Origin of the sequence: Leifsonia sp. 22587 (assembly GCF_052044215.1) — a bacterium.
GTDB lineage: Bacteria > Actinomycetota > Actinomycetes > Actinomycetales > Microbacteriaceae > Leifsonia > Leifsonia shinshuensis_C.
Genome location: NZ_JBQENB010000002.1, coordinates 248,224 through 268,704 on the forward strand (window position 1 = coordinate 248,224; position 20,481 = coordinate 268,704).

Annotated in this window: 17 protein-coding genes; 8 read left to right on the plus strand and 9 right to left on the minus strand. The window is 71.4% G+C overall.

Translation table 11 applies throughout. The features are described from left to right. The first annotated feature begins 4 nt into the window (after positions 1 to 4). Complete coding sequence (locus ACTJI1_RS09155) at positions 5 to 1,363, plus strand: LCP family protein (RefSeq protein ID WP_440742383.1); 1,359 nt, start codon at positions 5 to 7, stop codon at positions 1,361 to 1,363. Positions 1,364 to 1,390: 27 nt separating this feature from the next. Here ACTJI1_RS09155 and ACTJI1_RS09160 read toward each other — a convergent pair whose 3' ends face one another. Then, positions 1,391 to 2,530: a 5-(carboxyamino)imidazole ribonucleotide synthase gene (locus ACTJI1_RS09160; protein ID WP_440742384.1), complete on the minus strand. Its 1,140-nt coding sequence runs from the start codon at positions 2,528 to 2,530 to the stop codon at positions 1,391 to 1,393. 119 nt (positions 2,531 to 2,649) lie between these two features. Between ACTJI1_RS09160 and ACTJI1_RS09165 the strand changes: the two genes are divergently transcribed. Next, a complete protein-coding gene (locus ACTJI1_RS09165; protein WP_310134611.1) occupies positions 2,650 to 3,189 on the plus strand; it encodes a GtrA family protein in 540 nt (179 codons plus the stop codon). Here ACTJI1_RS09165 and ACTJI1_RS09170 read toward each other — a convergent pair. Both ACTJI1_RS09170 and ACTJI1_RS09175 read right to left on the minus strand, forming a co-directional pair. Next, on the minus strand, positions 3,151 to 3,708 hold the full coding sequence (locus ACTJI1_RS09170) for a PH domain-containing protein (protein WP_310134610.1): 558 nt from the start codon (positions 3,706 to 3,708) through the stop codon (positions 3,151 to 3,153). The two genes, ACTJI1_RS09165 and ACTJI1_RS09170, sit on opposite strands and share 39 nt — an antisense overlap. Positions 3,709 to 3,714: 6 nt before the next feature. Then, entirely contained in the window at positions 3,715 to 4,476 is a 762-nt protein-coding gene (locus tag ACTJI1_RS09175; RefSeq protein WP_440742385.1) for a biotin--[acetyl-CoA-carboxylase] ligase, read from the minus strand. 70 nt (positions 4,477 to 4,546) lie between these two features. On the opposite strand from ACTJI1_RS09175, the gene ACTJI1_RS09180 reads away from it, so the two are divergent. Then, complete coding sequence (locus tag ACTJI1_RS09180; RefSeq protein ID WP_440742386.1) at positions 4,547 to 6,193, plus strand: acyl-CoA carboxylase subunit beta; 1,647 nt, start codon at positions 4,547 to 4,549, stop codon at positions 6,191 to 6,193. Then, complete coding sequence (locus ACTJI1_RS09185) at positions 6,190 to 6,444, plus strand: acyl-CoA carboxylase epsilon subunit (RefSeq protein WP_440742387.1); 255 nt, start codon at positions 6,190 to 6,192, stop codon at positions 6,442 to 6,444. The genes ACTJI1_RS09180 and ACTJI1_RS09185 overlap by 4 nt, the downstream gene beginning before the upstream one ends. Positions 6,445 to 7,017: 573 nt before the next feature. Here ACTJI1_RS09185 and ACTJI1_RS09190 read toward each other — a convergent pair. From ACTJI1_RS09190 to ACTJI1_RS09205, 4 genes are read right to left on the minus strand one after another with little or no spacing between them, the layout of a single operon-like run. Continuing rightward, positions 7,018 to 8,040, minus strand: a complete 1,023-nt coding sequence (locus ACTJI1_RS09190) for a hypothetical protein (RefSeq protein WP_310134601.1) — start codon at positions 8,038 to 8,040, stop codon at positions 7,018 to 7,020. Further along, a complete protein-coding gene (locus ACTJI1_RS09195) occupies positions 8,037 to 9,344 on the minus strand; it encodes a sensor histidine kinase (RefSeq protein ID WP_440742388.1) in 1,308 nt (435 codons plus the stop codon). Before ACTJI1_RS09195 ends, ACTJI1_RS09190 begins: the two co-directional genes overlap by 4 nt. After that, positions 9,331 to 9,990 carry a response regulator transcription factor gene (locus ACTJI1_RS09200; RefSeq protein WP_310134597.1) on the minus strand — a complete coding sequence of 220 codons (660 nt, stop codon included), beginning with the start codon at positions 9,988 to 9,990 and terminating at the stop codon, positions 9,331 to 9,333. Before ACTJI1_RS09200 ends, ACTJI1_RS09195 begins: the two co-directional genes overlap by 14 nt. Before the next feature lie 43 nt (positions 9,991 to 10,033). Then, on the minus strand, positions 10,034 to 11,389 hold the full coding sequence (locus ACTJI1_RS09205; RefSeq protein WP_440742389.1) for a class I SAM-dependent RNA methyltransferase: 1,356 nt from the start codon (positions 11,387 to 11,389) through the stop codon (positions 10,034 to 10,036). 24 nt (positions 11,390 to 11,413) lie between these two features. Here ACTJI1_RS09205 and ACTJI1_RS09210 point away from each other — a divergent pair, with 24 nt between their 5' ends. Both ACTJI1_RS09210 and ACTJI1_RS09215 read left to right on the plus strand, forming a co-directional pair. After that, on the plus strand, positions 11,414 to 12,052 hold the full coding sequence (locus ACTJI1_RS09210; protein ID WP_440742837.1) for a Maf family protein: 639 nt from the start codon (positions 11,414 to 11,416) through the stop codon (positions 12,050 to 12,052). A gap of 104 nt (positions 12,053 to 12,156) precedes the next feature. Beyond that, on the plus strand, positions 12,157 to 13,923 hold the full coding sequence (locus ACTJI1_RS09215) for an acetyl/propionyl/methylcrotonyl-CoA carboxylase subunit alpha (protein ID WP_440742390.1): 1,767 nt from the start codon (positions 12,157 to 12,159) through the stop codon (positions 13,921 to 13,923). A gap of 502 nt (positions 13,924 to 14,425) precedes the next feature. Here the strand turns inward: ACTJI1_RS09215 and ACTJI1_RS09220 are convergent. Further along, complete coding sequence (locus ACTJI1_RS09220) at positions 14,426 to 16,363, minus strand: cation:proton antiporter (protein WP_440742391.1); 1,938 nt, start codon at positions 16,361 to 16,363, stop codon at positions 14,426 to 14,428. Between the two features lie 16 nt (positions 16,364 to 16,379). Further along, positions 16,380 to 17,816, minus strand: a complete 1,437-nt coding sequence (locus tag ACTJI1_RS09225) for an NAD(P)H-quinone dehydrogenase (RefSeq protein WP_440742392.1) — start codon at positions 17,814 to 17,816, stop codon at positions 16,380 to 16,382. An 85-nt stretch (positions 17,817 to 17,901) separates the two neighbouring features. Here ACTJI1_RS09225 and ACTJI1_RS09230 point away from each other — a divergent pair, with 85 nt between their 5' ends. Both ACTJI1_RS09230 and ACTJI1_RS09235 read left to right on the plus strand, forming a co-directional pair. Beyond that, positions 17,902 to 18,735 (plus strand): purine-nucleoside phosphorylase, encoded by an 834-nt coding sequence (locus tag ACTJI1_RS09230; RefSeq protein ID WP_440742393.1) that lies wholly within the window; start codon positions 17,902 to 17,904, stop codon positions 18,733 to 18,735. After that, positions 18,732 to 20,453, plus strand: coding sequence for a phospho-sugar mutase (locus tag ACTJI1_RS09235; RefSeq protein WP_440742394.1), 1,722 nt, complete (start codon positions 18,732 to 18,734; stop codon positions 20,451 to 20,453). Before ACTJI1_RS09230 ends, ACTJI1_RS09235 begins: the two co-directional genes overlap by 4 nt. Positions 20,454 to 20,481: the final 28 nt, after the last annotated feature.

The window sequence follows — 20,481 nt, forward strand, 5'->3', positions numbered from 1 at the left end:
CGTCATGACCATCGCCACGCCCCTGCGCCACCCCGACGCCTCCTCGTCGCACACCATGACGAAGCGCGGCTGGTGGCTGGTGACCATGAACGTGCTCCTTCCGGGTTCCGCCCAGCTCGTCGCCGGCAACCGCACGCTCGGCCGCGTCGGCGTCCTGTCCACGCTGCTGCTGTGGGCGCTCGGGATCGTCACCCTCGTCACCTACCTGATCGCTCCGCAGGCCGTCTACACGCTCTTCACGCAGGCCGGCAGCCTGACGCTCGTGCAGTCGCTGCTGATCGCGTACGCGGTGCTGTGGGTCGTGCTGACCCTCGACACGCTGCGGCTCGTCCGGCTGGTGCGCACCGCTCCGCGCTCGCGCGGCTGGATCGCGGCGTTCTCCGTGCTGGTGCTCGTCGGCGTCACCGGCACGGCGGGGTACGCCTCGATGGTGGCGGGGTCCGCCCGCGGCGCGCTCGGCGACATCTTCTCGGCCGGCCCGTCGCAGCCCCCGGTCGACGGTCGCTACAACATCATGCTGCTCGGCGGCGACGCCGGCCCCGACCGCGACGGGCTGCGCCCGGACAGCATGTCGATCGTGAGCGTGGACGCGAGCACCGGCCAGGCCGTGACCATCGGCCTCCCCCGCGACCTCGACCCCGTGCCGTTCCCGAAGAAGTCGCCGCTGCACGCCCTCTACCCCGACGGCTACGGGTACAAGGACCGCTGCGACGTCGACGTCTGCCAGCTGAACTCGATCTACACCGAGGTGGAGCTCTACAAGCCCAAGCTGTACCCGGACGCGGCCAAGAACAACAGCGAGCCCGGCATCGAGGCGATGCGCGACGCGCTGGAGGGCGCGACAGGCCTCACCATCCAGTACTACGTGCTCATCGACATGCAGGGCTTCGCCGACCTGGTGGATGCGGTGGGCGGCGTCGACGTGACCGTGAAGGACCGCATCCCGATCGGCGGGGACGAGAACCTGAACGGCGTCGTCGAGTGGATCGAGCCGGGCAACCGTCACCTCGACGGCTACCACGCGCAGTGGTACGCCCGGGCGCGGCACGGTTCGAGCGACTACGACCGGATGGCGCGTCAGCGCGAACTGCAGGACGCCATCCTGAAGCAGGTGAACCCCGTGAACGTCGTGTCGAAGTTCCAGGACATCGCCAAGGCCGGCGCCCAGGTGATGAAGACGGACATCCCCCAGTCGATGCTCGGCTACTTCGTCGACCTGGGGCTCAAGACCCGCAAGCTGCCGGTGCAGCAGCTGGAGCTCGTCCCGCCGACGATCGACCCGACGGACCCGGACTACACGCAGATCCGCCAGCTCGTGCAGCAGTCGCTGCACCCGGCCACGGCGAAGCCCGCCGGCAGCTGACGCCGCCGACGCCGCCGGCCGAGGCGCTCAGCCCTCGAAGAAGGCCGCCGCTGCCCGCGCCCGGTACACCACGTCGTCGAGGTCCTCGCCGCTCACGGTGACGTGCCCGACCTTCCGGCCCGGCCGGGGCGCCTTGCCGTAGCCGTGGAACTTGGCTTCGGGATGCGCGGCGAGCGCGGCCGGGTAGCGGTCCTGCAGTGTCCCTTCGGACGGCCCGCCGAGGATGTTCACCATCACCGACCAGTCGGCACGCGGCTCCGTGGAGCCGAGCGGCAGGTCGAGCACGGCGCGCAGGTGCTGTTCGAACTGCCCGGTCACCGCGCCCTCGATCGACCAGTGGCCGCTGTTGTGCGGGCGCATGGCCAGCTCGTTGACGAGGACGCGCCCGTCCGTCGTCTCGAACAGCTCCACCGCCAGCACACCGGTGACGCCGAGACCCTCGGCCACGCGGCGCGCGATCTCCTCCGCGGCCTCCGCGACGCGGCCGGTCGCACCGGGGGCGGGCGCCAGCACCTCGGCGCAGACGCCGTCGCGCTGGACCGTCTCGACGACCGGCCACGCGGCGATCTCGCCGGAGGGCCGCCGTGCGACCAGCTGCGCGAGTTCGCGGCGGAACAGCACCAGCTCCTCCACGAGGAGGGCGCCGCCGCGGCCGTCCTCGGCGAGCGCCAGGAACCAGTCGTCCGCGCCGGGCGCGTCCGAGACGACCCGCACGCCCTTGCCGTCGTATCCTCCGCGGGCCGTCTTGACGACGGCCCGTCCGCCGTGGTCCGCGAGGAAGGCGCCGAGCTCGTCGGCCGACTCCACCGCGGCCCAGTCGGGGACCGGCAGCCCCAGCTCGCTGAGCTTCGCGCGCATCTGCAGCTTGTCCTGGGCGTAGAGGAGCGCATCCGGACCGGGATGCACGGGGATGCCGCGCGACTGCAGCTCGCGCAGGATCGCCGGGGGCACATGCTCGTGGTCGAAGGTGATCACGTCGACGGTCCCGGCGAACGCGAGCACCGTGTCGAGGTCGCGGTAGTCGCCGACGCCGGTCGCGGCGAGGTCCGCGCTCATGCCCTCGGCCTCCTCCAGCACGCGCAACTCGATGCCGAGTTCGACCGCCGGGGGGATCATCATCCTGGCCAGCTGACCGCCGCCGATCACGCCGATGATGCGATTGGGCATGGGCTCTCCGCTCCTCTGATACTTTTCATCCTGGGCCGGGGGATTCACAGGAACGCGAAACCTGTCCCGCGTACTGTGACGACAACACAGACCATCTTCCCGCATCTCCAGGCAGGGGCATGACGACCGAAACCGCGACACCGGCGCACAAGGCGCGTCTCCTCCCGCAGCTGATCAAGTTCGGCGCGGTCGGCGCCGTCGGCTTCGTGGTGAACCTGGTCGTGTTCAACGTCCTGATGGTCGTCGTTCTGGTGAACGTGCCGCACAAGACGCTCTACGCCACGGCCATCGCGACGCTCGTCGCCATCGGCGCCAACTGGCTGGGCAACCGCTACTGGGCGTTCTCGAGCAACCGGAGCGACAACGCGACGCGCGAGGGCGTCGAGTTCTTCGTCGTCAGCCTCGCCGGCATGGCGATCCCGCTGTTGTGCGTGTGGGTGTCGCACTACCTGCTCGGGTTCCAGAGCCTGCTGGCGGACAACATCGCCAACAACGTCGTGGGGCTCGCTCTCGGCACCGTGTTCCGGTTCGCCTTCTACCGCTGGTGGGTGTTCTCCCCCGACCGCGCCGCGTCGAGGGCGAAGCGCGCGGGCCGTCGCCGCCCGATCACCGGGTCGACGCTAGCGGCTGCCCCAGACCGTGGTCTCGTCGGAGACTGACTCCGACTGCTGACGGCGGACGGCGACCACCGTCTGCGAGTGGTCCATCAGCTCCGACAGCGCGCGCTGCACCTGGTCGGCCTTCGGCACGTCCTTGAGCACCACCGGATGCTCCAGCCCCGAGTTGATTAGCACGTCGCCGGAGCGGAACAGGCTCTGCAACCAGGTGCGCCGCACCGACACGTCGTAGCCGCGGCTGTGCAGCAGCTCCTGCCGCACGCGGACGAAGAAGCCGTGGCGGAGGATCAGGCGCCGCGTCGTGATCGTGTACCGGCGGCTCAGCCACGCGGCCAGCGGCAGCAGGAACAGCAGCAGCACGACGGCGGCCGCGGCCGACCACAGCAGCACGATCTCCCACACCTCGCCGACCCGTCCGGCGAGGTAGCCGACGGCCCCGGCCGCCACGATCAGCACCAGGCTCGGCCAGAACAGGCGCCGGGCGTTCGACCGCAGCCGGGCGATGACACGCTCGGGTGGCTGGGCGGGCTGCGCGGCGGTCCCGTCCGGGGTGCTGGTCATGCTCAATTAATACCGCAGGTGCGTCACGTCGCCCGCTGCCACCGCGGTGCGGCCCGCATCCGACTCGACGATCAGCCGGCCGTCCTCGTCGATGCCCACCGCCGTGCCGAGCAGATCGTCGCCGGAGGGCAGCTGCACCCGCACCGGCCGGCCGATCGTGTGGCAGGCCTCGACGACCTCGTCGCGCAGCGCGCTCCGCAGCGGGTCGCCGCTCGCGGACAGGAAGTCGCGGTAGAGGGTCGTGAGCTGGATGAGGTACGCCGACAGCACGCGGTCCGCGTCCGCGTCCTCGGCGCCCGCCAGCCGGAGCGAGGTGGAGGTGTCGGTGGGCAGCTGCTCGCGCGTCTGGGCGAGGTTGACGCCGGCGCCGATGACGAGCCCGGACATCCCGGGCAGCAGCTCGGCGAGGATGCCGCACACCTTGTCCCCGTCGATCAGGACGTCATTGGGCCACTTCACCTGCACGCCGCCCGGGACCAGCGGACCGAGCGCGCGGCTCATGGCCAGCCCGGCCAGCAGCGGGAACCAGCCGTACGCGGTCGGCGGGAGCCCGGCCGGCTTGAGCAGCACCGAGATCGCAAGAGCCGTGCCCGGCGGCGTGACCCACACCCGGCCCAGGCGCCCGCGGCCGCCCGTCTGGTTGTCCGTCACGAGCACCGCGAGGTCCGGCAGGTCGCCGGCGCGCGCGCTCAGGACGTCGTTGGTCGAGCCCGCCTCGGGCAGCACCTCGAGGACCGGGACGATGGATCGGCTGCGTCGGAACTCCACGCGCCCAGTCTCTCGCACTGGGACTCTCCGCCAGCGCAGGCGGGCGGATTTGTAGGGTTTCGTCAACGGCATGGCCGTTCGGCTGGCCGGTAGAGTGAACGACGTGACCGACACCGAACCCCGTCAGACCGAACAGCTCCCCGACCTGACCACCACCGCCGGCAAGCTCGCCGACCTGAAGGAACGGTTCCACGAGGCCGTGACCGCCAGCGGCCAGGCGGCCATCGAGAAGCAGCACGCGAAGGGCAAGCTGACCGCGCGCGAGCGCATCGAGCTGCTGCTCGACCAGGGCTCCTTCGTCGAGCTCGACGAGTTCGTCCGCCACCGCACGCACGCCTTCGGCATGGAGGCGAAGCGCCCCTACGGCGACGCCGTCGTCACCGGTGTCGGCACCATCCACGGCCGCAACGTCGCGGTGTTCAGCCAGGACTTCACCATCTTCGGCGGCTCCCTCGGCGAGGTCGCCGGCGAGAAGATCATCAAGGTGATGGACCACGCGCTCAAGACGGGCGTCCCGATGATCGGCATCCTCGACTCGGGCGGCGCGCGCATCCAGGAGGGTGTCGTCGCGCTGGGCAAGTACGGCGAGATCTTCCGCCGCAACACGGCGGCCTCCGGCGTCATCCCGCAGATCTCGATCGTGATGGGCCCGGCGGCCGGCGGCGCGGTGTACTCCCCCGCCCTCACGGACTTCGTCATCATGGTCGACAAGTCGAGCCACATGTTCGTCACCGGCCCGGACGTCATCAAGACCGTCACGGGCGAGGACGTCGGCTTCGAGGAGCTCGGCGGCGCGCTCACCCACAACAAGGTGTCGGGCGTCTCGCACTACCTGGCGAGCGACGAGGAGGACGCGCTCGACTACGCGCGGACCCTGCTCAGCTACCTGCCGCAGAACAACCTCGCCGAGCTCCCCGCCTTCCAGTCGGAGCCGGAACTGGAGATCACGGACGCCGACCGCCGCCTCAACACGGTCATCCCCGACTCCCCCAACCAGCCCTACGACGTGAAGACGATCATCGAGGGCATCGTCGACGACGGCGAGTTCCTCGAGGTCCAGCCGCTGTTCGCGCCGAACATCGTGATCGGCTTCGCCCGCGTCGAGGGCCGCTCGGTCGGCATCGTCGCGAACCAGCCCAGCTCGATGGCCGGCACGCTGAACATCGACGCGGGTGAGAAGGCGTCGCGCTTCGTGCGGTTCTGCGACGCGTTCAGCATCCCGATCCTGACCCTCGTGGACGTGCCCGGCTACCTGCCCGGCACGGACCAGGAGTGGACGGGCGTCATCCGCCGCGGCGCGAAGCTCCTCTACGCGTACGCCGAGGCGACCGTGCCGCTGGTCACGATCATCACGCGCAAGGCCTACGGCGGCGCGTACATCGTGATGGGCTCCAAGCAGCTCGGCGCCGACATCAACCTCGCCTGGCCGACCGCGGAGATCGCCGTGATGGGCGGCCAGGGCGCCGTCAACATCCTGTACCGCGGCGAGATCAAGCGTGCGGAGGAGGCCGGCGAGGATGTGGCCGCTGTGCGCACGAAGCTCGCCAACGAGTACACCTACAACGTCGCCAGCCCGTTCCTCGCCGCCGAGCGCGGCGAGCTGGACGGCGTGATCGAGCCGGCGGCGACGCGCGTGTCGGTCATCAAGGCCCTGCGGGCGCTGCGCACCAAGCGGGCCTCGCTGCCGCCGAAGAAGCACGGGAACATCCCGCTGTGAGCGGCGCGCACGCGGCCGAACCTCGCGGCTCGGCGCTCGACCCGTCCCAGCTCCGCTTCCTCACCCGCGGCGTGACCGCCGAGGAGGTGGCGGCCGTGACCGCCGTCCTCGCGGCCGCTGCCGCGGAGCAGGCCGCCGCCGCCAAAGAGGCGCAGGCCGAGCACGGTCCTGACGCGTGGGCGCGGACCCAGCGCGCGCTGCGCGGCGAGCTGCGTCCGGGCGCCGGAGCCTGGCGCTCGTTCTCGGGCTGAGGGGCGTTTGTACCCCTCTTGGGGCATCTCCCGAGTACGGGTCATACGGAAAGCTCGGGATGCGCCTCGAACGGGGGTCGTGAAATGTCCCCCAAGTGTCCTCCAAAATGACGACTATGTATTTATTGGGAGCGCAGCCACTATAGATATTGCTAGGTGTCTCTCCTCGTGAGTCACACCGCCAATCACTCGCCGACTAGGGTAAGCGGGCGAGTGCTTTGGGGGCGAGTCAGGGCGATATTCGGGTTGTCGCCCTGACTCGGGGTTTGAAAAGGGGCCGACAATTCGGGTGTCGGCCCCTTTCTCCGTTAACGCCCACCGAGTGGTGACTTCATGTCGCAATTCGCGCCGCATTCGCGCATTCACTCACCGTTCACCGTTCGCCGGCCTCGATCGCCGAAGTGCACGTTGTTGTGCACCCGCGCCGCGCGCCGGGCGCAACAACGTGCACCTCAGCGGGCGGCGGTCGCCTCCGCCGAGTCGTGAGTGGATGTCGCAAAGTGCGGCGTTTTGGCGCGACTACTCACCGTTCGCGGGCACCGGCGGGCGCAGCTGCGCGGCAGCGCGCGGCGGTCAGCCGACGGGGCGGGGGATCTCCAGCCACAGGTCGACCTCGTCGTCCTCCGACTCCGCGCCCAGCGCGTTCGCGGCGCCGTCGTCGGACATGCGGAGGCCCACCACGGTCACGGCCGTCTTCGACGAGCGCGGCACCGTGCGCACGATCAGCTTGTCGGTGGTCGTGCCGCGGATCGCCTCGGCGAGACGGTGGAGGACGCCCTCCAGGCCGCGCTGGTCCAGGTCGTCGATGCCGCCCTCGTCGAGGAGGCTCACCACGACGCCGCGGCGGCGCGCATCCATCACTTCGCGGCGCACGTCGTCGTTGAGGAGGCGGCGTCCGCGGATCTCGTCGCGGATCGCGCCCTCCAGGTAGCGGCACTCGCGCCGTTCGGCCTCGGTCAGATCGCCCCCGCGGCGCACGATCTCCGCGAGCATGGGGGCCGCGACCCGGTACGTCTGCCGCAACCGCAGCTGCCGCTCCATGACGTGGGCCTCCTGCGCCGCCTGCCACTCCGTCGCCTCGCGCTCGGCGCGGGCGAACTGCAGGGCGTCGCGGCCCGCCTTGGCGAGCGAGCCGGCGATCACGACGGCGACGCCCACCCAGACCACCGAGCCGATGACGCCGAGCCCGGCGAGTGCGCCCAGACCGGCCCAGACGACGGTCTGCACGGCCAGGAACGCGACACCGGCCCACGCCACGATCTGCTGGCGGCGGACGGCGCAGATCGTCATCAGCGTGCCCACCGCGGCCACGTACCAGGTCGCGTATCCGTTGTCCTTCGCCGGATCCAGCTGGCTCGTCACCAGGATCGGGATGACGACGCAGACGGCGAGGTCGAACGCGGCGAGCCAGAGCGGCATCTTGGTCGGGCTCGTCGGCCACAGGCTGAGAACGGTGGCGATCCCGTAGAGCACCATCGCGACGATGGCCGGGCCTGCCGTCCGCGGCGTGCTGAGCGACGAGAGCGCCAGGAAGAGGTGGTACGCCGAGAACAGCGCACCGAGGCTGAGGAAGAGGACGCGGTTGAGCGTGATCACTCGGCCGCCTCCTGCCCGCCCGCGGCCACCGGCTCGTGCATCCCGGTACCGACCGAGGAGGAACCGAGGACGGATTGGTCGGCTGACGGCCAGAGGATGGTCACCGTGGTCCCCGCGCCAGGCTCCGACTCGATGCGGGCACGTCCGCCGATCTTCGCGAGGCGGTCGCGGATGCTGATGCGCAGGCCCAGGCGCTCGGCCGGGACCTCCGACTCGGTGAAGCCGCGGCCGTCGTCGCGGACGACGACCTCGACCGTCGCGGCGGGGCCTCCGCCGCGGATGGACACGCTGCGGTGCACCTCCGGGCCGCCGGCGTGCTGCATGCTGTTCACCATCGCCTGGACCGTGGCGGAGTAGACCGCCTCCGCGACGTTCACCGGCAGGGTGTGCACCTCGACGTCGTGCACGTCCACGTCGAACGGCGACGAGAACGCGTTCGCGGCGGTCACCAGCCTCTCGGTGAGGCGGTCGAGCCCGACGGCGGACTGGTCCTCCGGCGTCGCCGCCTCCGCGGCGTGCAGGTGCCCGATGGCGTCGGCCGCCATCGCGGCCGCCAGCTCCTTCTGCTCCGGCGACCGGGCGGAGGCCGCCGACAGCAGGGTGGTGAGGACGCTGTCGTGCACGATCGCATCCACCTGCACCCGTTCCACCTCGGTGGCGTGCTGGCGGACCGCGTTCGCGTACCGCGCGAGCGCCTGGCTCTGCGCCGCGTCCACGGCGCTGGACGCCTGGCGCATCATCGCGATGATGGCGAGGATGACGCCGCCCAGGATGGTGGCGTAGATCGCGTCGAGCGCGGCCAGCTCGAGCCCGGCGCCGCCGCCGGCGGGGAGCGCACGCACGATGCCGTAGGCCAGCGGCGCGGCGAACGTGTAGATGATGGCGAGCCACAGCGGGTACGCCACCGCGGCGAACGCGGTGAACACGGAGCAGAGGAACCAGACCCACGGCTTGTCCGTGCCGAAGGCGACCGGGTCCGCGACCAGGAAGGGCCAGGTGACGATCGCGCCGAGGTAGACGATCGACAGCACGCCCATCGCGATCTTCACGCCGCGCTGGATGACGGCGAGGATCACGGTCAGGGCGAGGCCGCCGAAGACGGCGATCATCCACACGCCGCCCCACGGCTCGCGCAGGTCGCTGAGCTGGCCCAGCGCAGTGGGCAGCGTCTGCAGCCCGAAGACGAGGCCGAACGCCGACACCGTGCGGTCGGAGATGCGCTCGATCCGAGCGCGGCTGAGGGGGTTCCTGGGCTTCGCCGCCTCCAGCGGCAGCCCGGGGCGGACCCCGCTAGGGGCGCTCATTGCCGGTCTCGGGATCGAGTCCCGGAAGGATGCCGTCCTCCACCGCGCGCCGCAGCAGGTCCACCTTGGTGGGCGCCGGGCGCCCCACCTCGACGTACTTCACGCGGATGCGGTCGAGGTACTCGCGTGCGGTGGAGTTCGCGATGCCGAGCTGCGCGGCCACCGCCTTCAGCGGGAGACCCGAGGCGTACAGGTGCAGCACATCCCGCTCGCGCCGGCCGAGCTGCGCCTTCGCGAAGTCGCTGTCCGCGTCGATCGCGGTCGCCCACTCGAGGTTGTTGAGCACATCCCCGCGGGCCACGGTCGCGATCGCGCTGATGACGGTGGTCGTCGGGGACGACTTGGGGATGACGCCGGCGGCGCCCGCGGCGAGCGCCTCCCGGACGCTGGCGACACGGTCGGCGATGCTGTGCACGAGCACAGCGGCGCCGGTCGCCTGCGCACGCTTGACGTTGTCGGTGACCTTCGAGCCGTCGCCGAGCGACAGGTCGAGAACCACGACGTCGCACTCCTGCGAGCCCAGCTGGGCGACGAAGTCGTCGACCGTGGCTGCCGTCAGGACGACCTCGTAGCCGGCGTCCTGACAGGCCGCCTTCAGCCCCAGACGCACAGATTCGTGATCGTCGACGATTGCCACCCGCACCATGCTGACCATCGTAGGGGGTGAATGCATTTGATCGGTCAGCGCGTCAGCGCGTCAGCGTGGCGACGGCCTCCACATGGTGCGTGTTCGGGAAGAGATCGAAGGCCCGCATCCCCCGCATCCCGTAGCGGTGGCCGTCGAAGAACGCGAGGTCGCGGGCGAGCGCGACGGGGTCGCAGGCCACGTACACGATCTGTGCCGGATCGAGGGAGGCGATCGCGTCGACGACCTCGCGGCCGGCTCCGGAGCGCGGAGGGTCGAGGACGACGGTCGCCGCCCGCAGCCGGGCCCGCTCGGAGGCCGAGGCGTCGGCGGCGAGGCGGGTGACGTAACGCTCCACGCGGTCGGTCAGCGCCTGCGCGCCGACCCACTCGGCCAGGTTCTCGGCCGCGTCGTCGGTCGCCGCCTCGTCGCTCTCGACGGAGGTGATGCGCAGCGTGGACCCGAACCGGTCTCCGAGGGCCGCGGCCAGCAGGCCGACGCCACCATAGAGGTCGAGGTTGGCCGCGCGCGGGTCGAAGAGCGCCTCGTCGACGGCCGACTGCACGGCCTCCGTCAGCGTCCGGGCGGCCTCGCGGTGCACCTGCCAGAACCCCCGGGCGTCCAGGCGGAACTCGCGGTCGCCGACCCGCTCGCGGATGGGGACCGGCCGGCGGCGCGGACGGGGCTGCCGCTTCTGCGGCTGCCCGGCGCGTCCGCGGGAGCGCTGTCCGCGCCCGCCGGCGCGCGGCGCCGCCTCGTTGACGAGCACATGCGACGTTCCGAGACCGGTGGCCACCACATCCACCGACTCGGCGCCCGGGAAGAGCTGACCGAACGGCGTCGCCTCCTGCACGAGCGCGGTGGCGAGCGGCAGGTCCTCCACGGGGACGACGGTGTGCGAGCGCGGCGCGAACGGGCCGATGCGCCCGCTGCCGTCGACCTGCAGGCGCACGCGGGTGCGCCATCCGGTGCCGTCCGCCGTCTCAGCGGTGACGGGCTCGACGCGGAGGGGACGGCCGTCCGGGCCGACCGACGCGATGGCCTCGGGCGAGAGCTTCGCCTGCCGCTGCAGCGCATCCTCGATCACCCGGCGCTTGAGCTCGCGCTGGTGCTCCAGCCGGATGTGGCCGAACTCCGCGCCACCCGCGCGCTGGGCGGCCGGCCGGTCGGCTGCGGCGGCGGGCCAGACGTGCGGCCGGCGCTCGGGCGACGCCTCCAGCACCTCCACGAGCTCACCGCGCCAGAACCGGTCGTGGCTGGTGTCGCCGACGCGGGCGCGGATGCGCTCCCCCGGCATCGTGTCGGGCACGAAGACGACCCGGCCCTCGTGGCGCGCGACGAACACGCCGCCGTGGGCGACGTTGGTAATGTCGAGCTCGACCTCGTTCGTCGCGCGGTTTCCGTCGTCTTCTTCAGGCATCCTTCGAGCATCCCATAGGTGACCATGCGCCTCTACCTCGCCTCCACCTCCCCCGCCCGTCTCGCGCTGCTTCGGGCGGCCGGCATCGAGCCGGTCGTGGTGCCGTCGCACGTCGACGAGCCCGCCGCGGTCGCGGCCGCGGAGGCGGAGCACGGGCCCCTGAGTGCCGACGCGATGGTGCAGCTGCTCGCGCGGCTGAAGGCGGAGGCGGTGCGCGGCACGCTCGACGGCGAGCCCATCGACGGCCTCATCCTCGGCGGCGACTCGGCCTTCGCCATCGACGGCGCTATCCACGGCAAACCGCACCTGCCGGAGGTCGCGCGCGAGCGCTGGCGGCAGCAGCGCGGCCGCACCGGCGTGCTGCACTCCGGGCACTGGCTGATCGACCACCGCGACGGCCGGGAGAACGCGGCCGCCGGAGCGGTGGCGCGCGCCTCGGTGACGTTCGCCGACGTGACCGACGCCGAGATCGAAGCGTACGTCGCGAGCGGCGAGCCGCTCGAGGTGGCCGGCGCTTTCACCATCGACAGCCTGGGCGGTCCGTTCATCACGAGCGTCGAAGGCGACCCGAGCACCGTGGTCGGGCTGTCGCTGTCCACCCTGCGCGAGCTGGTCATCCGCCTCGGAGCGGAGTGGACCTCGCTCTGGACGCCCGCCCGCTGAGCAGCTCGACCGAGCCGCGTTGTAGGCTGTCGGAGTTTGCGGTCGGCTATTTTTGTGGGGATCGACCAAATCCCGTTCGATATCGAGCAATAGGCTAGGGAACTGTGCCCCGTATCACCAAGGTTCTGATCGCCAACCGCGGCGAGATCGCCGTCCGCGTCATCCGTGCAGCGAAGGACAGCGGCATCGCCTCCGTCGCCGTCTACGCCGACCAGGACCGGGATGCGCTCCACGTCCGGCTCGCGGACGAGGCGTATGCGCTCGACGGCTCGACCAGCGCGGAGACGTACCTGGTCATCGACAAGATCCTGTCGGTCGCGCGCCGTTCCGGCGCCGATGCGGTCCACCCCGGCTACGGCTTCCTGGCCGAGAACGCCGACTTCGCCCGCGCCGTGATCGCGGCGGGTCTCACCTGGATCGGCCCGTCCCCCGAGGCGATCGAGCGCCTGGGCGACAAGGTCTCCGCGCGCCACGTCGCCGAGAAGGTCGGTGCTCCGCTCGCCCCCGGCACCCTCAACCCGGTGGCGGACGCCGCCGAGGTGCTCGACTTCGTCGACGTCTACGGTCTGCCCGTCGCCATCAAGGCGGCCTTCGGCGGCGGCGGACGTGGCCTCAAGGTGGCCAGAACCCGCGAGGAGGTCGGCGAGCTGTTCGAGTCGGCCACCCGCGAGGCGATCGCGGCCTTCGGTCGCGGCGAGTGCTTCGTGGAGAAGTACCTCGATGAGCCGCGTCACGTGGAGACGCAGTGCCTCGCGGACGCCTACGGCAACGTCGTCGTGGTGTCCACGCGCGACTGCTCGCTGCAGCGCCGCCACCAGAAGCTCGTCGAGGAGGCGCCCGCGCCGTTCCTCACGCCCGAGCAGACCGAGAAGCTCTACTCGTCGTCCAAGGCCATCCTCAAGGAGGTCGGCTACCAGGGCGCCGGAACCTGCGAGTTCCTCATCGGCAAGGACGGCACGGTGTCGTTCCTGGAGGTCAACACGCGCCTCCAGGTCGAGCACTGCGTCTCCGAGGAGGTCACCGGCATCGACCTGGTGCGCGAGCAGTTCCGGCTCGCCGAGGGCGGCGAGCTCGACTACGACGACCCCGCCCCGCGAGGCCACTCGTTCGAGTTCCGCATCAACGGCGAGGACGCCGGCCGCGGGTTCATTCCGTCGCCCGGCCCGGTGCACGTCTTCAAGGCGCCCGCGGGCCCCGGTGTCCGCGTCGACAGCGGCATCCAGGCCGGCGACGTCATCAGCGGCGCGTTCGACTCGATGCTCGCCAAGCTGATCGTGACCGGCGCCAGCCGCGAGGAGGCGCTCGAGCGCTCCCGCCGCGCCCTCGACGAGTTCGAGGTCGCCGGGCTCCCCACCGTGCTCCCCTTCCACCGCGCCATAGTCCGCGACCCCGCCTTCGCGCCGCAGGACGGCGAGCCGTTCTCGGTGTACACGCGGTGGATCGAGACCGAGTGGAACAACACGATCGAGCCGTGGTCCGGCGAACTGGGCGACCAGCCCGCCGCCGAGCACCGCAGCAACGTGGTCGTCGAGGTCGAGGGCAAGCGCATCGAGGTCTCCCTGCCCGCCAAGCTGCTCAGCGGCGGCGGCGCCGGTGAGCCGGCCGCGGCCCCCGCTCCCCGCCGTCGCGGCGGCGCGCACGCCGTCGAGACCGCGACCGGCGACTCCGTCACCGCGCCCATGCAGGCGACCGTGGTCAAGGTCGCGGTGGCCGACGGCGACCCGGTGGTGAAGGGCGACCTCGTGCTGGTCCTCGAGGCGATGAAGATGGAGCAGCCGCTCACCGCCCACAAGGACGGCACGGTCTCCGGCATCAACGCGTCGGTCGGCGAGACGGTCTCGTCCGGTCACCTGCTGCTCAACATCGTCTGACGCCGCCGTCGCGTTCGGCGCGGCAGTCGCACGATTTGTGCCAAATCGTCGTTATGCGCGGCGCATTGCCACGATTTGTGCCAAATCGTCGTTATGCGCGGCGCATGACCGCGATTCGTGCCGAATGAAGGCTTTGTGCGCGGCATCCCCTCGATTCGTGCCGAATGTGCGTCTGCCGCTCGAGCGCGATTCGTGCCGAATGAACCCTCTGCGGCGCGCGTTCTGGTCATTCGTGCCGAATGTGCTTTTGCCGCTCGATCACGATTCGTGCCGAATGAAGGCTTCGCGCGCGGCATACCGGTCATTCGTGCCGAGTGTGCTTTTGCCGCTCGAGCGGGATTCGTGCCGAATGGAGGCTTTGCGCGCGGCATCCCGGTCATTCGTGCCGAATATGCATTTCGTTCTGGCCGCGATTTGTGCCAAATCGTCGTTATGGGCGGCGCATTGCCGCGATTTGTGCCAAATCGTGAGCAGACGGGTGCGTGCGGGGCGGGGCGGGGCGTCAGCCCGTGGGGTCGCCGGGGTCGCCCTTGAGGTCGATGCTGATCTCGTCGGCGTCGAGGTTGACGAGTGCGCCCTCCAGCACGTCCGCGCTGAACGTGCCGTCGTCGCGCGCGTCCAGCAGCGCGTCGCGCTGAGCGCGTAGCTGGGCCAGCCGCGCGGCCTTGTACTCGGCGAAGACCTCCGGGGTGCGCTCGGTGGTTGCGGGCAGCGGCACCGTCTTGACCGCCTCGAACAGCAGCTCCATCAGGCGCCGGCGCTCGTCGCGTTCCGCCTGCGGGTCGATGCCTGCGGGCTTCACGAGCCGGAGCACGAGGCTGAGCGTTCCGCCCTGCAGCAGGAGCGAGCCCGCCGCGACGAGGAACGCGATGAGCACGAGCACTGAGCGTCCGGGCGTCTCCGTCGGCAGCGACTGGGCGGCCGCGACAGTGACCGCGCCGCGCATCCCGGCCCACACCACGATCGCGCCCTCCCGCCAGCCGAGCGGCGCGCCGGTGAAGTAGTCGATGTCCGCGAGCACCCGGCGCAGGCGCGTTCCGAAGCGGGTCAGGTTCTCCACGGTGGGGATGCCGCGGCGGGCCAGGCGACGCCGGCGACGTTCCGCCCGCTGGGGTGAGATCGCCCGCTGACCCTCTGCGCGCGGGTAGGCGAACACCTGATCCGCGACGGCAGCGTCCGCAACGGCGGCGTCCGCAACGGCGGCGTCCGCCACGGCAGCGTCCGTCCCGGCAGCATCCGCCGCCGCAGCATCCACCCCGCCGGCATCCACCCCGTCGCCCGAGCCGTCCGCATCCACCGCCGGCCCATCCGCCTCCCCCGGCCCCGCCGTGAGCGCCGCCGGCCCCGCCGGCGCCACGCGCTGCGCGATCCCGCGCTGCAGCGCCTCCGGGTCGGACAGGTGCTCCTGCAGCTGCTGCAGCCGCGGGCGCATCCGCTCGCCCCGCCGGTGCCGCCGGGCGAGCAGGGCAAGCAGCGGCGCGACGAAACCGGCGCGCACCAGGATGGTCAGCACCAGTGCCCCGGCCGCCACCCCGATCGCCGGCAGCACGCCGGCGTGGTCGTCCTGCACCTTCTGCAGGATGCCGAACAGCTCCAGCCCCATGGTGAGGAAGATCAGGCCCTCGAGGATGAGCTCCACCGTCCGCCAGTTCTGCGCGTCCGAGAGGCGGTGCTCCGGCGAGAGCAGGCGCGGCGCCCGGCTGCCCGTCACGAGTCCGGCGACGACGGCCGCCACGAGGCCGGATGCGCCGAGCGCCTCCGCGGGCAGCGAGGCGAGGAACGGGACAGTGAACGAGATGACCGTGTTGACCGTCGCATCCTTCACCCGCTGGCGCACCTTCAGGTTGAGCCAGCCGACGAGCACTCCGAAGGCCACGGCGACGGCGACCGAGTAGAAGAACGACAGGGTAACGCTGCCCAGGGTGAAGGAGGCCGCGGCGGCCGCGACCGCCGAGCGCAGCAGCACCAGCGCCGTCGCGTCGTTGAGCAGGCTCTCGCCCTCGAGGATCGCGACGACGCGCGGAGAGATGCCGGCGCGCTTCACGATGCTCGTGGCGACGGCGTCGGTCGGGCTCACGATGGCGCCGAGCGCGATGCCCCAGGCGAGCCCGAGGCCGGGGATCACCCACGCGAAGAACAGCCCGAGCAGCACCGAGCTGACGATGACCAGCAGCACCGAGAGCCCGCCGATGGCGCCGAACTCGCGCCGGAAGTTCATGGCGGGCATGGAGACCGACGCGGAGTAGAGCAGCGGTGGGAGGACGCCCGCGATGATCCACTCGGGCTTCAGCTCCAGCGCGGGCACGAACGGCAACAGGCTGACCAGGATGCCGGCGACCACCAGGATCAGCGGCGACGCCACCCCGAACTTCGGCCCGATCGTGCTGGCCGCCGCGATCGCCAGGACGGCGAGGACGCCGACGGTCAGCGCGAGCTCCATCCCCCGGGCCTCCCGATCAGAGCACGATGTGCATCGCGCGTGCCGCGTCGGTGATGGAGCCGGAGAGCGACGGGTACACCGTGAACGCCCGGGCCACCTCGTCGACGGTCAGCCGCTGCTCGACGGCGAGCGCGAGCGGGAAGATCAGCTCGGAGGCGCGCGGCGCGACGATGACACCGCCGATGACCGTGCCAGAGCCGGTGCGCGCGAACAGCTTCACGAAGCCGTCGCGGATGCCCAGCATCTTGGCGCGCGGGTTTGATTTGAGCGGCAGCTTGTAGATGTCGCCCTGCGCGATGCCCTCCTCGATCTGCTTCTGGCTCCAGCCGACCGTGGCGATCTCCGGCTGCGTGAAGATGTTCGAGGTCACGTTGCGGAGCTCGATCGGGTTGACCGCGTCGCCCATCGCGTGGAAGACCGCGGTGCGGCCCTGCATGCTGGCGACGGAGGCGAGCGGCAGCGAGTCGGAGCAGTCGCCCGCGGCGTAGATATTCGGGATGGACGTGCGCGCCACGCGGTTGACCCGGATGTGGCCGGACTTCGTGATCTGGACCCCGGCCTCCTCGAGCCCGATCCCGGATGTGTTGGGCACGGAGCCGACGGCCATGAGGCAGTGGGACCCTTCGACGGTGCGTCCGTCGGTGAGGGTGGCGATCACGCCGTTCTCGGTGCGCACCACCGACTCGGCGCGGGACTTCGACAGCACCTGCATGCCGTTGCGCTTGAAGACGTTCTCGATCACGGCCGCTGCGTCCGCATCCTCGCCGGGCAGCACCTGGTCGCGGGAGGAGATGAGGGTGACCTTCGAGCCGAGCGCCGTGTACGCCGAGGCGAACTCCGCGCCGGTGACACCCGACCCGACCACGATGAGGTGCGACGGCACCGACTGCAGGTCGTAGAGCTGGGTCCAGGTGAGGATGCGCTCCCCGTCCGGGACGGCGGACGGCAGGATGCGCGGGCTCGCGCCGACGGCGATGACGATCGTGTCGCCCTCGACCCGGTCGAAGTCGGTGCCGGAGTCGCCCTTCGCTGTGGAGACGATGATCGCGCCGTCGCCGTCGAGGCGGCCCTCCCCGTTCACGATGCGCACGCCCGAGCGGACGAGTTCCGCCCGCATGTCCTCCGACTGCTGCCGGGCGAGCCCGACCAGCCGCTTGTTGACCGCCGACAGGTTGACCGCGATCTCGGGACGGACCGGCTTGCCGGTCTCTCCCCGGGAGAAGAACTGGACGCCGAGGTCGGTGGCCTCACCGATCGAGTTGGTCGCCTCCGCGGTCGCGATCAGGCTCTTGGACGGCACCACGTCGGTGATGACCGCGGACCCGCCCACGCCGGAGCGCTCCACCAGGGTCACGTCGGCGCCGAGCTGCGCGCCCGCCAAGGCCGCCTCGTAGCCGCCCGGGCCGCCGCCGAGAACCGCGATGCGCTGCTTCCGCTCGAATTCATACGCCATGCCGACCATTCTTCCGTATGGGGGTGCACCGATGCGCATCCTGCCGCCGCCCTGTGGAAAGCCGGCGCCTCAGTAGAGTTGGTCCATGCTGGATTCCACCACCAACCCGCTCGACGACCCCGCCGCCGACCCGTTCGACGTGGCCCGCCAGGCCGCCGCCCAGCTGGCCGAGAAGACCGGGGTGGAGCGCCACGACATCGCTCTCACCCTCGGCAGCGGCTGGGGCAGGGCCGCGGACCTCATCGGGGAGACGGTCGCGACCGTCCCCGCCACGGAGATCGTCGGCTTCAGCAAGCCTGCACTCGAAGGCCACGTCGGCACCCTGCGCTCGATCCGTCTGCCGAACGGCAAGCACGCCCTGGTCATCGGCGCCCGCACGCACTACTACGAGGGTCACGGCGTCCGCCGCGTCGTCCACAGCGTCCGCACCGCCGCGGCCGCAGGCGCGACCACCATGGTGCTCACGAACGGGGCGGGCGGCATCAAGGACCACTGGAAGCCCGGCACACCCGTGCTGATCAGCGATCACATCAACCTGACGGCGGACTCGCCGCTCGAGGGCGCGACGTTCATCGACCTGACGGACCTCTACTCGCACCGCCTGCGCGAGCTGGCGCGCACGATCGACCCGTCGCTCGACGAGGGCGTGTACACGCAGTTCCGCGGCCCGCACTACGAGACGCCCGCCGAGGTGCAGATGGCGAAGGCGATGGGCGGCCACATCGTGGGCATGTCCACCGCGCTCGAAGCCATCGCGGCCCGGCAGGCCGGCATGGAGATCCTCGGGATGTCGCTGATCACGAATCTGGCCGCCGGCATCCAGAAGACCCCGCTCAGCCACCAGGAGGTCATCGACGCCGGCCGTGCCGCCGAGCCGGTGATCAGCGCCCTCCTCGCCCAGATCGTGGAGGCCCTGTGACCACCGAGCACACCGTGAGCACGAAGGACACCCCGCAGCTGCTCGAGGAGGCCCGCGCCTGGCTGGCACAGGACCCGGACCCGGAGACCCGCGCGGAGCTCGACTCCCTCATCGTGGCCGCCGAGGCGGGGTCCGCCGAGGCCGTCGCCGACCTCCACTCCCGCTTCGACGAGCGCCTCGCGTTCGGCACGGCCGGACTGCGCGGGGAGATCGCCGCAGGCCCCAACCGGATGAACCGGGTGCTCGTCGCCCAGGCCGCCGCGGGCTTCGCGCGCTGGCTGCTGGAGCACGCCGAGGGCGGGACGCCGTCGGTCGTGATCGGCTACGACGGCCGCAAGAACTCCGACGTGTTCGCCCGCGACACCGCCGAGCTCATGGCCGGGGCGGGCATCCGCGCCGTGCTGCTCCCGCGCCTCCTTCCCACGCCGGTGCTCGCCTTCGCGGTGCGGCACCTGGAGGCGAGCGCGGGCGTCATGGTGACGGCGAGCCACAACCCCCCGAACGACAACGGCTACAAGGTGTACCTCGGCGGCGAGGACCACGGCTCGCAGATCGTGCCGCCGGTGGATGCGGAGATCGCCGCGCACATCCTCGACGTCGCCACGGGAAGCGTCGCCGATCTCCCCCGGTCCGACCGCTACGAGGTGGCTCCCGACGACTTCGAGCAGGCGTACATCGACGCGACCGTCGCCGTCGCCTCCTCGCCGGCCCCGCGCGACGCCGTCCCGTTCGTCTACACGGCGATGCACGGCGTCGGCTGGCGCACCGCCCGCGAGGTCTTCGCGCGGGCCGGCTTCGCCGCCCCCACGCCCGTCGCCGCCCAGATCGACCCGGACCCGGCCTTCCCCACGGTGGCGTTCCCGAACCCGGAGGAGCCGGGGGCGATGGACCTCTCCTTCGCCACGGCCCGCGACAGCGGGGCCGACCTGATCATCGCCAACGACCCGGACGCGGACCGCCTCGCCGTCGCCATCCCTGACCGGGCCAGCGCCGACGGCTACCGCCGGCTCTCCGGCAACGAGGTGGGCGCCCTCCTCGGCTGGCGCGCCGCCGAGCTCGCCACCGCGTCCGCCGACGAGCGGGGCGCCTTCGGCACCCTGGCCTGCTCGATCGTGTCGTCCCCCGCCCTCGCCGCCGTGGCCCGCGCGTACCGGCTCGACTTCGCGGACACCCTGACCGGCTTCAAGTGGGTCTCCCGGGCCCCGGGCCTCGTCTACGGCTACGAGGAGGCCCTCGGCTACCTCGTGAACCCCGGCACCGTCCGCGACAAGGACGGCATCTCCGCGGCCGTCGCGTTCCTCGACCTGGCCAACGCGCTCGCGGCCGACGGCGTCACGATCGCGCAGCAGCTGGACGCCTTCGCGGAGCGGTTCGGATTCTTCGCAAGCGACCAGATCTCGCTCCGGGTGACCGAGCTGTCGCGCATCGGCGAGATCATGGCGGCCCTGCGGTCGGCGCCCCCGAGCCACCTGGGCGACGTCCGCGTGACGCAGATCGACGACCTGCGTGACGGCTTCGGCGGCCTCCCGCCCAGCGACGTGCTGCGTATCCTCCTGGAGGACGGCTCCCGCGTCATGGTGCGGCCGAGCGGCACCGAGCCGAAGCTCAAGATCTACATCGACGCGTCGAGCGACGAGGGAACGGTCGAGGAGCGTCGCGCGACGGCGACGGCGCGGGTCACGGCCCTCGCCGAGGCGATGCGGCTGCTGACGGCCTGAGCGTGCGCCGCAGCGGGCCGCGCCGACC

Excerpts from the sequence above, each read along its gene's own strand:
- ACTJI1_RS09155 (WP_440742383.1), top strand. The coding sequence starts at position 5 with ATGACCATCGCCACGCCCCTGCGCCACCCCGACGCCTCCTCGTCGCAC.
- ACTJI1_RS09160 (WP_440742384.1), bottom strand. The coding sequence starts at position 2,530 with ATGCCCAATCGCATCATCGGCGTGATCGGCGGCGGTCAGCTGGCCAGG.
- ACTJI1_RS09165 (WP_310134611.1), top strand. The coding sequence starts at position 2,650 with ATGACGACCGAAACCGCGACACCGGCGCACAAGGCGCGTCTCCTCCCG.
- ACTJI1_RS09170 (WP_310134610.1), bottom strand. The coding sequence starts at position 3,708 with ATGACCAGCACCCCGGACGGGACCGCCGCGCAGCCCGCCCAGCCACCC.
- ACTJI1_RS09180 (WP_440742386.1), top strand. The coding sequence starts at position 4,547 with ATGGCCGTTCGGCTGGCCGGTAGAGTGAACGACGTGACCGACACCGAA.
- ACTJI1_RS09195 (WP_440742388.1), bottom strand. The coding sequence starts at position 9,344 with ATGAGCGCCCCTAGCGGGGTCCGCCCCGGGCTGCCGCTGGAGGCGGCG.
- ACTJI1_RS09200 (WP_310134597.1), bottom strand. The coding sequence starts at position 9,990 with ATGGTGCGGGTGGCAATCGTCGACGATCACGAATCTGTGCGTCTGGGG.
- ACTJI1_RS09205 (WP_440742389.1), bottom strand. The coding sequence starts at position 11,389 with ATGCCTGAAGAAGACGACGGAAACCGCGCGACGAACGAGGTCGAGCTC.
- ACTJI1_RS09210 (WP_440742837.1), top strand. The coding sequence starts at position 11,414 with ATGCGCCTCTACCTCGCCTCCACCTCCCCCGCCCGTCTCGCGCTGCTT.
- ACTJI1_RS09220 (WP_440742391.1), bottom strand. The coding sequence starts at position 16,363 with ATGGAGCTCGCGCTGACCGTCGGCGTCCTCGCCGTCCTGGCGATCGCG.
- ACTJI1_RS09225 (WP_440742392.1), bottom strand. The coding sequence starts at position 17,816 with ATGGCGTATGAATTCGAGCGGAAGCAGCGCATCGCGGTTCTCGGCGGC.
- ACTJI1_RS09230 (WP_440742393.1), top strand. The coding sequence starts at position 17,902 with ATGCTGGATTCCACCACCAACCCGCTCGACGACCCCGCCGCCGACCCG.